Below are 14,958 nucleotides of genomic sequence, written 5' to 3'. Positions count from 1 at the left end.
GGTTACATCCGTCCTCAAACCGGCATCTGCATGATGTCCTGGTACGCCTGGACCAGCTTGTTGCGTACCTGGGTCATGGCTTGCATCGACACGCTGGCCTTTTGCGAAGCGATCATCACGTCAGTCAGGTCGACGCCGCTTTTGCCGATTTCGAACGCGTTGGCCAGTTGGGTCGAGGCCTGCTGCGTCTCATGCACCTTGCCGATGGCCTGGCCGAGCATGTCGGCGAAGGTGCTTTGCCCTGGCGCCAGCTCGGGGGCGGCCGTTACCTTGGGCAGCGACATGGCATCGGCCTGCATGGCCCGCATGTCCAACATCAGACGATTGAATTCAACACCTTGGCTCATGACCCTTCTCTCTCCTGCGGCCGCATTTTTTTGACAGTCATGCGGCGAATGACCTACCTAAAGCAACAAAGGTGCCAGCCTTCGCAACTCATTTCCCAGGGATCACACAATTCCTGTGGGAGCGGCCTTGCGTCGCGATAGGGGCGCGGAGCGGCCCCAGGACTTCAGCTCCGCCGCAAAGATCGCCGGGGCTGCTTTGCGACCCTATCGCGACGCAAGGCCGCCCCCACAGAGGTCCGCGCCAGTTGCAGATGATTGGCCAGTCAGCCGAACAGACTGGCCTCGACGTCAAACCCGGCATCGCGCATCTGCGCCAGCTTGTAGCGCAACGTACGTGGACTGATCCCCAGGCGTTCGGCCGCCTCTTTGCGGCGGCCGCGCTCGGCGCGCAGGGTGTCGATGATCATCTGGTACTCGTGACGACGCATGTCATCCCCCAAGCCGCCGGCATCAGCAACCACCTGGAGAGATGGCTCGGTGCTAGCTGACAATGGAATGGCGCCTGCCAGACAAAAATCCGCCGCCTCGATCACGCCACCCTGCTGCAGAATCAACGCCCGCTGCAGGGCGTTGTCCAGTTCGCGCACGTTGCCCGGCCAGGCATAGGCTTGCAGGCAGGCCCGAGCCGCTGGCGAGAGGCGCACCGGGGTGTGCTTCATCTTGGCCACATGGCGCGCCAGCAAGCGCTCAGCCAGCTGCAGGATATCGCCCGGCCGCTCACGCAGCGGGCGCCAGGCCAGCGGAAACACTGACAGGCGGTAGTACAGGTCTTCGCGGAAGCGCCCGGCTGCCACTTCGCCGGCCAGGTCGCGGTTGGTGGTGGCCAGCACCCGAATGTCCAGGCTGATCGGCTTGCGCCCGCCTACCCGCTCCACCTCGCGCTCCTGCAGCACACGCAGCAGCTTGGCCTGCAAGGCCATGGGCATTTCCGAGATTTCGTCGAGCAGCAGGGTGCCGCCTTCGGCCTGCTCGAACTTGCCCGCCTGAGCCGCAATAGCGCCGGTGAAGGCACCCTTCTCGTGGCCGAACAGGGTGGCCTCGAGCATGTTATCGGGGATCGCCGCGCAGTTGATCGCCACGAAGGGCTGCGCCGCACGCGGCGACTGCTGGTGAATGTAGCGCGCCAGCACTTCCTTGCCAGTACCGGACTCGCCGGAAATCAGCACGGTCGAGTCACTGCGCGCCACACGGGCCGCCAGTTCCAGCAATTGGCGGCTGGCCGGCTCGCAGGCCACCGGCCCCTCTTCGCCGGTCACACGCCCGGCGGCATGCCGCTCCACGAGGCTGAGCAGCGCCTTGGGCTCGAACGGTTTGACCAGGTAGTCGACGGCGCCTTGGCGCATGGCCTCGACCGCACGCTCGACGGCAGCGTGCGCCGTCATCAACAGTACCGGCAACTGTGGCTGCTGGCGGCGCAGCTGGCTGAGCAACTGGTGCCCGTCCATACCGGGCATGTTGACGTCACTGACCACCAGGCTGAACGCGTCATCCACTACGGCCTCCAGCGCTTCTTCGGCACTGCCCACGGCCTGGTAGGCGAAACCGCCGATTTCCAGGGTATCGCCCAGCGCCTGGCGCAATACGCGGTCATCCTCGACCAGCAGCACCTTGATTGCCATTACACCCCCTCCGCCAATTGCCCGTCGATCAACGGCAGCTCTACCCGTACGCAGGTACCACGGCCGACTTTCGAGCGCAGGTTGATCGTGCCCTGGTGCGCACGCACCACCGCCTTGACCACGGCCAGGCCCAGGCCGGTGCCGGTGGCCTTGGTGGTAAGGAACGGCTCGCCCAAACGGCCGAGCAAGCCTGCATCGATGCCGCTGCCAGCATCGCTGACGCACAGGTGCAAGCTTCGTTCGCGGCGGTACAGGTGCACCTTCAGCCGTGCCGGGCCATCGCTGGCCTGCAGGGCATTTTCAATCAGGTTGAGCAAGGCGCCCACCAGGGTGTCGCGGTTGCACAGCAGCTCACCCAGATGACTGTCGCACTGCCAGCGCACGGCGTGCCCCTGCACATGCGCCTGGGCCGCCTGCTGCAGGGCCTGGAACAGCGCTTTCGGGGTCACCCGATCCCCCAGCGGCAACTCGCCACGGGCAAACACCAGCATGTCGCGCACCTGGTGTTCCAGTTCGTGCAGGCGCTCCTTCAAGGTCGCGGCGAAGCGCTGACGGGTTTGCGCGCTCAGCGCTTGCTCGTTGTCGGCCAGGTGGCCGGCATACAGCATGGCTGCCGACAGCGGCGTGCGGATCTGGTGGGCCAGCGAGGCAACCATGCGCCCCAACGACGACAGCCGCTCGTGGCGAGCCAGCTGGTCCTGGAGGCGACGGGTTTCAGTCAGGTCGTTGAGCAGCACCAATTGGCCAGGCTCGGCATCCAGTGAGCGGGTGGCGATCGACAGGCGGCGACCGTCGCGCAGCGAGACTTCGTGGCCGTCGTCCTTGCGCGGGGCAAAGCTACGGGCGATTACCTGACGCCACAATTGACCGATCAGAGGCTCGCCGAGCAACTCGCAAGCAGCCGGGTTGGCTTCGCGCACAAGGCCCTGGCCATCAATCACGATCACCCCGCCGGGCAGCAAATCCAGCAAGTTCTGCAGGCGGTTGGCCAGGCGTTCCTTTTCACTCAGTTCGTCAATGCGCTGGGCGCTGACCACGGCCAGCTCGCCCTTGAGCTCGCTGACCCGGGCTTCGAGCAGGCTGTAGGACTGGCTCAGTTGGCTGGACACCTGATTGAACAGGGCGAAGGCCTGCGCGATACCCTGGCCGTTGTCCTGCGCGACCGGGGTTTGCCCCTGCTGTTCGGGGGCTCGGGATACGTGGGCGGCCTGGGGCATCGTGCTCTCTCGCGTGGCTGACCGTCATAAAAACGGTGTGTTGCCAGCGATGTAGCAATAGCCGTGCCGGAGATAGGGATTTATGCCGGCCTCTTCGCGGGCACGCCCGCTTCCACAGGGATATCACCGAATTGAAGATGTGTATCGATCCTGTGGGAGCGGGCGTGCCCGCGAAGAAGCCGGCACAGGCAACCGCCAGGCGTCAATCCTCGGCCTGTTCCTCGCCACCCTGGCGGCTCATGCCGTACTTGCGCATTTTCTCGACCAGGGTGGTACGGCGAATACGCAAACGTTCAGCCGCGCGCGCAACGATACCGTTGGCATCGTCCAGCGCCTGCTGGATCAGGCCCTGCTCCAGGCTACCCAGGTAGTCCTTGAGGTCCAGGCCTTCGGGCGGCAGCATGGCGTGATTGCTGAAGTTGGGTGTGTGGCCATTGATCGCCACGCGCTCTTCCAGGTCGCTGCGCAGGCTGTCGACCATCTGCTCGTCTTCGTCATCGACATAGCGGAATTTCTTCGGCAGTTCCGACACGCCAATGACCCCGTACGGGTGCATGATCGCCATGCGCTCGACCAGGTTGGCCAGCTCGCGCACGTTACCCGGCCAGCCGTGACGACACAGCGACATGATCGAGGCGGAATTGAAGCGAATGGAACCGCGCTTCTCGTGCTCCATGCGCGAAATCAGCTCGTTCATCAGCAACGGGATGTCTTCCACCCGCTCACGCAACGGTGCCATTTCGATAGGGAACACGTTCAGGCGGTAGTACAGGTCTTCGCGGAAGGTGCCGTCCTCGATCATGGTTTCGAGGTTCTTGTGCGTCGCAGCGATGATGCGCACGTCGATGCTTTGGGTCTTGTTGCTACCCACGCGCTCGAAGGTACGCTCCTGCAGCACACGCAGCAGCTTGACCTGCATCGGTAACGGCATGTCGCCGATTTCATCGAGGAACAGGGTACCGCCGTTGGCCAGCTCGAAACGCCCGGCACGGCTGGTGATGGCCCCGGTAAAGGCGCCCTTCTCGTGGCCGAACAGTTCGCTCTCCAGCAGCTCGGCCGGGATCGCGCCACAGTTGACCGGCACGAACGGCGCTTCACGGCGCTTGGAATGGTAGTGCAGGTTGCGCGCCACCACTTCCTTGCCGGTGCCGGACTCACCCAGGATCAGCACGCTGGCGTCGGTATCCGCCACTTGCTGCATCATTTGCCGCACGTGCTGAATGGCACGGCTGGTGCCCACCAGGCTACGGAACAGATTGGGCTCGCGCTGGCGACCGCGCTCGCGCGCCTGGTCGTACATTTCGCGGTAAACCTGAGCACGGTGCAGCGAATCCAGCAGCTGGCTGTAGCTTGGCGGCATTTCCAGGTTGGAAAGCACCCGGCGGCGAAGGTCTTCCGGCAGCTCGGCAGAAGAAATTTCACCTAAAAGCAGAACCGGAAGGAACTCATCCCAGGTAGCCACTGTCTTAAGCAGCCCAAGCAGATTGCCCGGAGCATTCACGGTGCCGATGAGCACGCACAGCACTTCGCGGCTCGAGGACAATGGCTCGACCGCCTGCTGCCAGTCATGGCTGGCACATGCGAGGTTTTCTTCGCCGAGGAAGTTCAGCACCACCGCAAGGTCGCGGCGGCGCGCGCTGTCGTCATCGATCAGCAGAATCTTGGTTTCACGCCACATGCAATAGCAACTTCCCTAGTCATATCGGCGCCCTGCAGGGGCGTGCTCGACATCATTCCGACTGAATGGTCAGTGTTCGGACGTCTGAAATTCGAAAACAGCCACTAGTAAAGTCAAAAAACACCGATCAGTCAAATTAATGGCGCACGGCTTTTTGCAACATCGGTGGTCAGGTGAACAAATGGTATACCTTTGCCGCGTTCTTCGCCTGACGGATTTTCGTCATTTCATTGACCAAGGATTGACGCTCGCCACTTGCAACCTCGATTAGTTGGCGGTAAACGACCAGCAATTCCTCGAGACTGGCACTCACGTCCGCCTCATTTCCTTTGGCTTCGGACACCATGTCACCGATGCGCAAACGGCATTCCAGGTCCAACTCCCCCACCGCCTCCCAGTCGCGGTCGGCCAACGCCGCCAACAGCATGTCGCGGGTCTGTTCGATTCGGGTGATTACTTCGCTCATGTCTTGCTCCTTTATCAGGAGGCCGACGACTGGTCGCCGATTGCGTCCCAGCCTTCCTTTACAGTGATCAGCAGGCGCGCGACCTCGTCGATGATGGTCGGGTCGCCTTTGAGATTGGCTTCGGTCAGGCGGCGACTCATGTAGATATACAGGCTATCCAGTTCAGCCAGGTTGTCACCATGGTTTTCCAGGTCCAGCCCCTCACGCAGCCCACCGATGATGTCGATGGCCTTGCCGAGCAGAATACCTCGCTGCGCAATGTCATTGCGCGCGATGGCACCTTTGGCCTGGGCCATACGATCCAGGCCGCCCTGCATAAGCATCTGTACCAGGCGGTGTGGACTGGCTTCGGACGTCTGCGCCACGCCGTTGACTTTCTGGTATTGCCGAAGGGCCAACATCGGGTTCATGGATCTACCTCGTTGCAGCGAAAAAGGTTGCTTGTACCTGTGTATCGCCTGAGCGTCAAAAAACTTTAGTGCCAACGCAAAAAGCCCGGAGCGACAAGGGTCGCTGCCGGGCTTTTACATGGCAAAAGGCGAGAACGATCAGGAGTTCTTGGCCTGAGCGTTGATAGCGTCGAAAACCGATTTGATCTGGTCGGCCTGGGCATTCAGCTTGGCCACGGCGGTGTCCATTGCCACCCACTTCTTGGTCAGCGACTCGGTCAAAGCCTCGGTGCGACGATCCAGCGCAGTCTGCTGGTCTGCCAGGTTCTTCGCCACCTTATCCAGGTTGCTCTTGCGTGTGGCCAAGCTGCCGTCCGTGGAGTTGTACGGATCGATGGCCTTGTTCATGCGCTCGATCAGCCCATTGGAACCGGTGAACAACTCCTGAACTTCGGAGCCCAGCTTCTTGTCGTTCATCGCCGCGGTGAACTTGGTCGAGTTGAACTCGAGGGTGCCATCTTTCGTGGTGTTGATACCCAACTGGCTCAGGGTCGTCAGCTGGTCACCCGCCCCAACCTCCGACAGCACCTTGCGAATATCGTTGACCAGCGAACGGGTGGTCGGGTCGTTGCTCAACGGGCCGAGCGACAGGTTGTCATCCTCATCACGCGTGGACGTTGTCAGCGCAGTAATGGTTTTCTGCAACGTGTTATAGGCATCGACGAACGACTGAACCGACTTCCTCAGGCCATCATTGTCCTGCGACACCGAGACATTGGTGGGCACACCGTCGGCGCCCGACCTGGCGCTGACGCCCGTCAACTCCAGCGTGATGCCACTGATGGCGTCGGTAATGGTGTTCTTCTTGTTGGTGACCACCAGGCCGTCGATGGTCAGCTCGGCATCCTGCGCCATGGCGGTAATGAACCCGGCGCCGGTATCCGACATCTGCTGAGTACCGTCGATCTCAAGCTCAGGGACGCCACTGACCATGAGGTCGGTATCGGCACCGGTGGTGGTTGAACTGAACACCAGCCGCGCACCGTCCTTGCCGTTCACGATGTTGGCGGAGATGCCTTGAACGGCCAGCTCTTTGTTGATCTGGTCGCGCACGGACTGCAACGAGGCGCCATCTTCAACTTCGAGCTCATAGGTATTGCCATTCTGCTCAATGGTCAGCGTCCCCCCGGTAACCGTTGCAGCCGCACCACCAGCAATCGGGGCACTGGCCACTTTCGAACCGGTCGCCAGCTTGTTGACCACAATGTCATAGCTGCCTGCCACTGCCGTATTGCCAGCCGTCACCTTGACCACCGACTCATTGGCCGACTTGGCGGCATACGCATTGAAAGCGGGGCTGGTGGAGCTGTTCAGCTTTGCCATGGCGTCCTGAAACGCCGTCAGGGCACTGCGAAGCGAGCCCACACCGGAAATCATCGCGGTATTGTTGCTGGTCTGCCGAGTGATCTGCGCCTTCTTGGCCGCCGTGTCGGCATTGACCAGCGCCGCGACCATTTCGGTGATATTCAGACCCGTACCTTGACCGATACTGGAAACCAGGGTGCTCGCCATACAGTTATCCCTCTTTGTTGACCGTCAGGGCCTGCTCCTGCAAGCCCGACGTGATTCCTGCTTTAGCACATTCTCCGCCGATCAAACCTTGGCGTCGAACAAAATACTGTTTACATCGCTCAGGTTATGCGCAATCCGCAATGCCTCTTCAGAAGGCAACTGGCGGATCAACTCGCCGGTTTCACTGGCGATGACCTTAACTACGATCTTTCCGGATTCTTCGTCCGTGGAGAATTCCAGGTTGCGTCGGGTGGCGCTGAGAAACTTTTCAATTTCCGAAACAGCGCTTTTCACTTTTTCGGCATCATTGCTGTGCTCGGCAGCACTGATGGCATTGGGTACCAGCGTGTCACTGCCGCCGCGCGAAGCCTCCTCAGCGCGAGCAACCGGTTTTTCGCCAGCCTGTTCGGCGGGGCGGGATGCCGGGTAGGACAGATTCAGCTTGACGCTCATGTCCATGTCTACCACCTCATAACGAAAAGGCGGGGAAGTGCCTTAGAATGCACTCCCCCGCCGATCACCATCAGCGATTACTGAAGCAGCTTCAGTACGGCGGATGGCAGTTGGTTGGCCTGGGCCAGAATCGAAGTGGAAGCTTGCTGCAGGGTCTGCTGCTTGGTCAGCTGAGCAGTTTCGGCGGCGAAGTCGGTGTCTTGTACACGGCCACGGGCGGCTTCGGCGTTTTCGTTGATGTTCTGCAGGTTGTTGATGGTGCTGGTCAGACGGTTCTGAACGGCACCCAGATCGGCACGGGTGCTGTTGATCGCGTTCAGCGCGTCATCAATAGCGCTCAGGGCGGCGGTGAAGGTCGCTTCGGCAGCGGCGCTGTCAGCACCGGTGATGCTCTGGCCACTCAGGCCGCTCAGCGCGCCAGTGGTGTTCATGGCATCGCTCAGGCTGATGGTGATCTGGTTGTCGCTGCCGGTGTTGGAGCCAACCTGGAAGGTCATGTCGCTGGCGCTACCGTCCAGCAGGTTCTTGCCGTTCAGCTGGGTCGAACCGGCGATACGGTCGATCTCTTTGAGCATCGACTGGAATTCTTTATCCAGTGCATCACGGTCTGCTTCGCTGTTGTTGTCGTTTCGCGACTGAACAGCCAATTCACGCATACGTTGCAGGATGTTGGTCTGCTCTTGCATCGCGCCTTCAGCAGTCTGGGCGATGGAGATAGCGTCGTTGGCGTTTTTGATCGCCATGGTCTGGCCGCGGATCTGCGAAGTCATGCGGGTAGCGATCTGCAGGCCGGCAGCGTCGTCTTTGGCGCTGTTGATTTTCAGGCCGGAAGACAGACGGGTCATCGAGGTGCCCAGTGCATCGGAAGCCCGGTTCAGGTTCTTCTGAACGCCCAGGGAGGTGGTGTTGGTGTTTACAGTCAAAGCCATGACGAATTCCTCGTTGGATTGGGTACTACGGCTTCCGGCCTTGGCAATTCGCCGGAGGTGGCACAGAGAACCTTCGTAATAGTTATCGTCGTCAGGGCGTCTTGCTTTAGCGCAATTTCAAAAAAAATTGCTGGCACCGTGCCAGCCCAATGAAATCAAGGAGTTGACGCCAATTTACAGGCGCCATTTTGATGCAGGATAGAAAGTAAAACGCCGTCAGACGATGACGGCGTTGTTGAAGGCGACGAACGGTCAGTCGCAGCGTTCGATAATGGCCGAGCCCCACGACAAGCCCACCCCGAAGCCACTCAGCGCCACGCGCTTGCAGCCGGAGCCAAGCACGTGCTTTTCCAGCAGCAGCGGTATGCTCGAGGACACGGTATTGCCCGTTTCGACCATATCCTTGACGAACTTCTGCTTGTGCTCGCCTTCATCGAAGCGCGACGAAACGGCATCCACGATCGCCGCGCTGCCCTGATGCAGGCAGTAAAGATCGATGTCGTCGGCCTGCAGTGAGCTGGCTTCAAGCAACTGTTGCAAGTGCGCCGGCACCTTGACCAAGGCAAAGTTATAGACTTGGCGACCATTCATGAAGAACTTGCCATCGGTGGTACGCAAGTGCTCGGCACCCGCGCCATCGCTGCCGAACAACGACTTGCCCAATTGCCAGGCAGCGTCCTCACCCATCCAGGTGGCGGTGGCGGCGTCACCAAACAGCATGGTGGTATTGCGATCTTCCGGGTCGACAATCTTCGAGTAAGGGTCGGCAGTGATCAGCAGGCCGTTTTTGAGGCCCGCGGCCTCCATGAAACCCTTCATCGCATACAAGCCGTAGACATAGCCCGAGCAGCCCAGTGAAATATCGAAGGCCGCAACGGCGGTCGAAAGCCCGAGCTTGTGCTGAACAATCGCCGCGGTATGCGGCAGACCTTCGGCATCGCCGTTCTGAGTGACCACTATCACTGCGTCAATGGCAGCTGGATTCAGCGACGGGTTGGCGGCAAACAATGCATTGGCTGCCTCGACGCAAAGATCGGATGTTTCCTGGTTGGCATCCTTGCGCGGCAAGAAGGTGGAACCGATCTTGCCGAAAATGAACTCTTGATCCTTGCCGAATTTCGCACCTTGGGCGTAGTTGTCTACACCATTCACAGGTACGTAACTGGCGATGCTTTTAATGCCAATCATTGTGGCTTCCCGGTTGACATGGCGGATAGTGCGGGATCGGGCCTGAAACTGGCCTCGTCAGGCCATCGACGTAGCTGCCCGCTGACTTGATAGATTAAAGATGCACGTTTCGACTGCCAAGTCACGGTTATACGACCAAAGCTGCAAATGCCGCAATGCCGGGGCCGCTTTTGCATGATTTTCACGCAGCCCGAGCGCCTCATCCCCCTAAGGTCACGCGCCTCCAGGTGCCTTTTTCACAACCGCCTGAAGCAGGTGCCCTGCCGAACCCAGCTTGGCATCGCTGGCAAACGCGGTTGACTGAATATCCAGGACGGTGAAACCGCCAAGTGCGAACAGATGGGTAAGCGCTGCCACCGAAAAGAAGTTGATATGTTCATGCCAGTGCCGCTTTTTCTCAGCCGAAACCTGATTGTTGCCAACCATCAACACCTCGTGGGGTAACTCAACGTACAACAACGTATCGTCGTGCATGCAGGCGCTTATCTGCGCAAGTGTGTCCGTTGGATAAGGAACATGCTCAAGCACATGCCGGCACACGATCAAGTCGTAGGAGCGGCCTCGCACCTCGTCCTTGGTCACGCTGCTGGTACCGGGCACGGTGGGCTTTTTGTCGATATCGTAGATATCGGTCGAATAGCCCTGCCCTTTGAAAGGTGTATTGGAGCCATCCCCTCCACCCCAATCCAGAACCTGCGTGGGCGCGATATGCCGAAGAATGTATGAACGGGTCAGGCCAAGCAGCTCGCTGGGCGCGCTCAGTGCTTTGTTGCGCTCCCTGAAGCCTGGCTCATAGTGTTCTCGCAAATCTTCATAAGCCTTGCCGTAGTAACCGTCATAGAGGCGCTGCATCTCCCGTTCCGAAAACCGGATATCCAGAAACAGGAACTCACACCGCGCGCAGTGAAGGGTATTGCACACGCAGTAGGCCGTTCCCTGAGGGATACTGTTCAACCCCCAACTGTCGTCGATGACGGCAGGCGCCCAACCAAGCGCCCGATGCGACACAAAAGGCATCAGCACCGCAGGAGACCGCGACAACTGCGCCGACCCACAGCAAACGCACCGGGTAGCAACGCGTTCGCGTGCACTGGCGGGAAACACATCGTTGATCATGAAGTCAGACCTAGCATGTCCAGGTAAAAATGGGGTTATTGCGCCGCGGCCAGTTCAACCGGGCAGCCCTCTAAATCGCCGCGTCCTTGATCGACTGCTGCAAGCCATGACGCAACTGCAACCCGAGCTCCGAGCGCGCCTTGTCGATGCACGGCACATACCGGTTCCGGAAACTCCCCACGGCAGCCTGTGCAGCTGCGATGTGCACAGGTTTTTGTGGTGACAGCACGTCACGCACCTGATGAGCGAGCTCAGCGATCGTCACCGCCTTATCCGACCCGACGTTGTAAGCAGTGCCCGCGCGACCTTGACGCAGCATCACATCCAGCCAGTGAGCCAGGTCACGCTGGTCCATGTAAGACCGCACAGGCGTTCCATCCCCGCTGACGCGTATGGCGTTCGATTCAAGGGCGTCGCGAATGAAATTGCCTATCGCGAAGTGCACATCGCGCGGCAGGTCCCTGCCGACGAAGGCGAAACAGCGGGCGATGACCACCTCCAGGCCAAACTGCTGCTGGTACAAAATGCCCAGATGCTCGGCGCAGCGCTTGGCAACGCTATAGGCATGGGCAGGCTCCAACGGGTCGGGCAAGCCATGGTAATCCTCGGGAATCTGCTCCATGCCCTGCGGCTGGGGGCCGTACACGCCACCGGAACTGGTCATCAACAAGCGCGGGATACGTTGCCTGACGGAATAATCCAGCACATGACGGGTGCCATCGACGATCTGGATATAGCGCTGCAATGGCGTGAGCTGCGCGCCGGCAGTCGAATCGGCTGCCGCGTGCAACACATGCGTGAAGCCTGCTGCTTCAGGAAAGGACGCGGGCTGCAGTATGTCCCCACAGTGCAGATGCAGCCACGCCAGGCCGGAAAACTCAGGATGCCGGGTCAGAAACGCCTCTGGCGACCGGCTCAATACCGTTACCGATGGCACCTGCAAACCTGCATCGGCGATTTCCAGCCAGTGGCGCAACAGCGCCTTGCCAAAAAAGCCGGTACCGCCGGTCAATAGCAGGTTCATCAGTTCGGCACTGCGTACAATACCGACTCGAACGTGTTCGGGCAGTGTTGCCGAATATGGAACCGGTAATCGGAGCAAAACTCGAACAGCAATTCCGGCAGTTCCCACACATCCTGAGGGTTATGGTACAGCGACACGATCAGTACCGGACGGCAACGCCGGATGATCTGTTCAGCACCACGCAACACCTGTGCTTCAGCGCCCTCGACATCCAGTTTGATCAGGTCGACCGGCGCGCTTGGCAGCATCTGATCCAAGGCGACGGCAGCAATCGATACGCCCCCACCGTGCTGGCTGATAGAGCAAGCCTCACCCTGGCCAGCGTTGAAAGTGAGAATGCCGTAATGCTCAGCGGCCGCCAATGGCAAACAAATTGCGCGGGTATCTTCAGCCCCCACTCGCTGCACCAACCGAGCGAAGTTTTCAGGGTCAGGCTCAAGTAGAAACGCTCGGTTGCAGGAAATTTCGGGCCAGGCAATCAACTCTTCGTAGCTGTCACCGTCGTAGGCACCACAATCGACGTACGTGATATCGCGCCCCTGCAAGGCCGGCAACGTCAGCGCATTGATGTACCGTTCCTCCTCCGACAGGAAGCTGGCGTACTCCAGGTCTAACCCGAGCCGGAATGCACACATCCGATAAAGAAGCTGCTGGCTTTCATCATCAGCCAGCTTGTCTGCCACGCGCCCGATACGCTCCATGGCGTCCAGCAGGTAGCTACGGCTGCTCAGCCAGAACCGCCACCCCAGGGCCGAAGCGAACTGTTCGTACAACTCCCAAGGCATCAATGGCTTGGCAAAGCCTGCCTCGGCAACGATCGACAACAACTCATCGTAAGGCGCATCGCGGTTGAAAATACCGAGTGCAAGTTGCGCTTCGGGCGCCTGAAGGGCCAGTGCGTGCCAGTTCAATACGGGCAACCCTAGGGCCGAATCGATGCGTGGCGATGTCTCTACAAAGCCGCCAACAGCAATACCTTGCTGCTGTGCGGCGGCGGCCAGGCTACGACCGAAGTTCCCCGCGCCGAAGATCCACAACGGCCGCTTTGTGTCGATGCGCGCAGGTACGACATCAGTTGCCCGGTCACGCAGAGCAATGAAGTCTTGAAAGCGATTTTTCTTCTCAGCCATCACATACCACCTTTATCGGTGTTGGGGACGGAACGCAGCGCTGCAGCTTCTGCCCGAATTTGCGCCATCGTTTCCGGCTCGAGGAACGGGTGCATGTCATCCAGTTCCGGAGTGACGAACGCCCCGTTGGCATCGACCCGCGACTTGATACGCGGCACGAACTCCTGCCGAGGGTCGACGTGCAGGTCGATCAACATCGGGCCATCACTTTCCAGAAGTGCATCAAGCCGCGCCAGGTCGCCCTGTGTAGCGATGCTTTCGGCGCGCAGGCCATAAGCGCTGGCCACGGCAGTGAAGTTCGGGAATTCCACGCCTGATTCAGGCGTGGCGCCGATCACCCGGCCAAAGAAGTTTTCGTGTGTTTGCCAGATCGAGAGGTAACCCCGATTGTTGAGCACAATCACGATCACATTGACGCCGATGGTCTTGAGCGTTTGCAGTTCCTGGATGTTCATCTGCAGGCTGCCGTCACCGGCAAAACAGATCACCCGGCGTGCACCTTCCGCTTTGGCTGCCGTCGCCGCACCAATGGCCGCAGGCAGGTCATAGCCCATCGACGCGGAGCCCGAGTTGCTGAACAGGCGCTGATCCCTCTGCAAGGCGCCTATCTGGAATGGCAGGATGCAGGCTGACGCATTGCCACACACCACGATGTCATCCGCACGCATCTGCGCAAAGATGCGCTGCACCATCAGGTACGGGTTCAAAGGCCCATCGGCTTTTTGCGTGTGCTCCGCCGATGCCGGATAGGTACGCCCGATGTGCTGGCACCATTGCACCCACGGCGCAAAACTCTGCAGGGTGGCCTTTGCCAGCTCTTGCTCGAAGACATCGAGGAAGTCTGCCAGGTCGGCGGCAACGCCGAAGTCCGGGCGCACGGTGGGCTTGTTCAGCTCAGCGGCGTCGATATCGACCTGAGCCACCCAGGCGTGCTTGGCGAATGCCTGCCAGTTGTAGCTGGTCTGCCGCACATTCAGACGCGACCCAAGCACCAGCACAAAGTCAGCCGCCTGCAAGCAGAAGTTGCCGGCACGGGTACCGATAGTGCCAGGGCGACCGGCGAACAATGGGTGATCAGACGCGATCAGATCATGGGTCCAGGCGGTCGCCAGGGGGATGCCGTAGCGCTCCACCAGCGCCAGCAGCCGTTGCTCGGTGCGTGAAAGGCGCACGCCAGTGCCGCCCAGCACCACTGGGCGGTGCGATTGCAACAGCTTGCCGACGATATCACGGCAGGCGGCGCGCAAATCCTCGGCTCGAGGCGGCTGGATCAGCGATGGCGCGGGGATATCGAGCTGTGCTTTGGATTGCTGGATATCCAGTGGGATATCGAGCCAGACAGGCCCGGGGCGACCGCCTACTGCTTCGGCGAACGCCTTGGGCAGCATGACCTCCACATCCTGCTCCGAACGCACGATCTGCGCGTACTTGCAGACCGGGCTGGCCATGGCGATGGTCGGCCCCTCCTGGTCACCCAACTGACGCAGGCCTGGCACATCCTGGAAAGACACACAGGTTTCGCGCTTGATCTGGCCGGACAGCACGATCATGGGGATGGAGTCGGTGAACGCCCCATGCACGCCGTTGAGCGCGTTGATAGAGCCCGGACCGGTCGTCAACATCACCACGGCCGGCTTGCCGGTGATGCGCGCATAACCTTCGGCGGCCATGGCACAAGCCTGCTCGTGGTGCATGAACGTGCAACGCAGCTGCTCATGGCCACCCAAGGCCTGGTTGAGGAACATGGCACCGCCGCCGGTGACGGTGAAAACCTGTTCGACCCCTTGCTGAACCAGCCATTGCGCAATTTGCTGGGATACTGTCGCCATC

General features: G+C 60.3%; 14 protein-coding genes. All 14 read right to left on the bottom strand.

The window, feature by feature from the left end; all coding sequences use genetic code 11:
• Positions 1-14 precede the first annotated feature (14 nt).
• Positions 15-347: a flagellar hook-basal body complex protein FliE gene (fliE, locus tag AC3WLP_RS11460; protein WP_003254438.1), complete on the bottom strand. Its 333-nt coding sequence runs from the start codon at positions 345-347 to the stop codon at positions 15-17.
• A gap of 263 nt (positions 348-610) precedes the next feature.
• Positions 611-1,966 (bottom strand): sigma-54-dependent transcriptional regulator, encoded by a 1,356-nt coding sequence (locus AC3WLP_RS11455; protein WP_088513379.1) that lies wholly within the window; start codon positions 1,964-1,966, stop codon positions 611-613.
• Positions 1,966-3,183, bottom strand: coding sequence for a sensor histidine kinase (locus tag AC3WLP_RS11450; RefSeq protein WP_088513380.1), 1,218 nt, complete (start codon positions 3,181-3,183; stop codon positions 1,966-1,968). Before AC3WLP_RS11450 ends, AC3WLP_RS11455 begins: the two co-directional genes overlap by 1 nt.
• Positions 3,184-3,385: 202 nt before the next feature.
• The gene (gene fleQ / locus AC3WLP_RS11445; RefSeq protein ID WP_003254443.1) at positions 3,386-4,861 is read right to left on the bottom strand and encodes a transcriptional regulator FleQ; all 1,476 of its coding nucleotides are present in this window, start codon (positions 4,859-4,861) and stop codon (positions 3,386-3,388) included.
• A 169-nt stretch (positions 4,862-5,030) separates the two neighbouring features.
• Positions 5,031-5,327 carry a flagellar protein FliT gene (gene fliT, locus AC3WLP_RS11440; RefSeq protein ID WP_012051623.1) on the bottom strand — a complete coding sequence of 99 codons (297 nt, stop codon included), beginning with the start codon at positions 5,325-5,327 and terminating at the stop codon, positions 5,031-5,033.
• 14 nt (positions 5,328-5,341) lie between these two features.
• Positions 5,342-5,737 (bottom strand): flagellar export chaperone FliS, encoded by a 396-nt coding sequence (gene fliS / locus AC3WLP_RS11435; protein WP_012051622.1) that lies wholly within the window; start codon positions 5,735-5,737, stop codon positions 5,342-5,344.
• Positions 5,738-5,875: 138 nt separating this feature from the next.
• Positions 5,876-7,288, bottom strand: a complete 1,413-nt coding sequence (gene fliD, locus AC3WLP_RS11430; RefSeq protein ID WP_012051621.1) for a flagellar filament capping protein FliD — start codon at positions 7,286-7,288, stop codon at positions 5,876-5,878.
• A gap of 81 nt (positions 7,289-7,369) precedes the next feature.
• On the bottom strand, positions 7,370-7,747 hold the full coding sequence (locus AC3WLP_RS11425; RefSeq protein ID WP_017148167.1) for a flagellar protein FlaG: 378 nt from the start codon (positions 7,745-7,747) through the stop codon (positions 7,370-7,372).
• Between the two features lie 71 nt (positions 7,748-7,818).
• Entirely contained in the window at positions 7,819-8,670 is an 852-nt protein-coding gene (locus tag AC3WLP_RS11420) for a flagellin domain-containing protein (RefSeq protein WP_012051619.1), read from the bottom strand.
• A 252-nt stretch (positions 8,671-8,922) separates the two neighbouring features.
• Positions 8,923-9,858, bottom strand: a complete 936-nt coding sequence (locus AC3WLP_RS11415; protein WP_014755773.1) for a ketoacyl-ACP synthase III — start codon at positions 9,856-9,858, stop codon at positions 8,923-8,925.
• Positions 9,859-10,071: 213 nt separating this feature from the next.
• Positions 10,072-10,974 (bottom strand): class I SAM-dependent methyltransferase, encoded by a 903-nt coding sequence (locus AC3WLP_RS11410; RefSeq protein WP_256596057.1) that lies wholly within the window; start codon positions 10,972-10,974, stop codon positions 10,072-10,074.
• Between the two features lie 70 nt (positions 10,975-11,044).
• Complete coding sequence (locus AC3WLP_RS11405) at positions 11,045-11,998, bottom strand: NAD-dependent epimerase/dehydratase family protein (RefSeq protein ID WP_012051616.1); 954 nt, start codon at positions 11,996-11,998, stop codon at positions 11,045-11,047.
• A complete protein-coding gene (locus AC3WLP_RS11400) occupies positions 11,998-13,128 on the bottom strand; it encodes an FkbM family methyltransferase (protein ID WP_012051615.1) in 1,131 nt (376 codons plus the stop codon). Before AC3WLP_RS11400 ends, AC3WLP_RS11405 begins: the two co-directional genes overlap by 1 nt.
• Positions 13,128-14,957, bottom strand: a complete 1,830-nt coding sequence (locus AC3WLP_RS11395) for a thiamine pyrophosphate-binding protein (protein ID WP_256596058.1) — start codon at positions 14,955-14,957, stop codon at positions 13,128-13,130. The genes AC3WLP_RS11400 and AC3WLP_RS11395 overlap by 1 nt, the downstream gene beginning before the upstream one ends.
• Position 14,958: the final 1 nt, after the last annotated feature.

It is taken from the genome of Pseudomonas sp. FW305-E2 (assembly GCF_058782925.1).
This window is presented reverse-complemented; position numbering and strand designations above follow the sequence as displayed.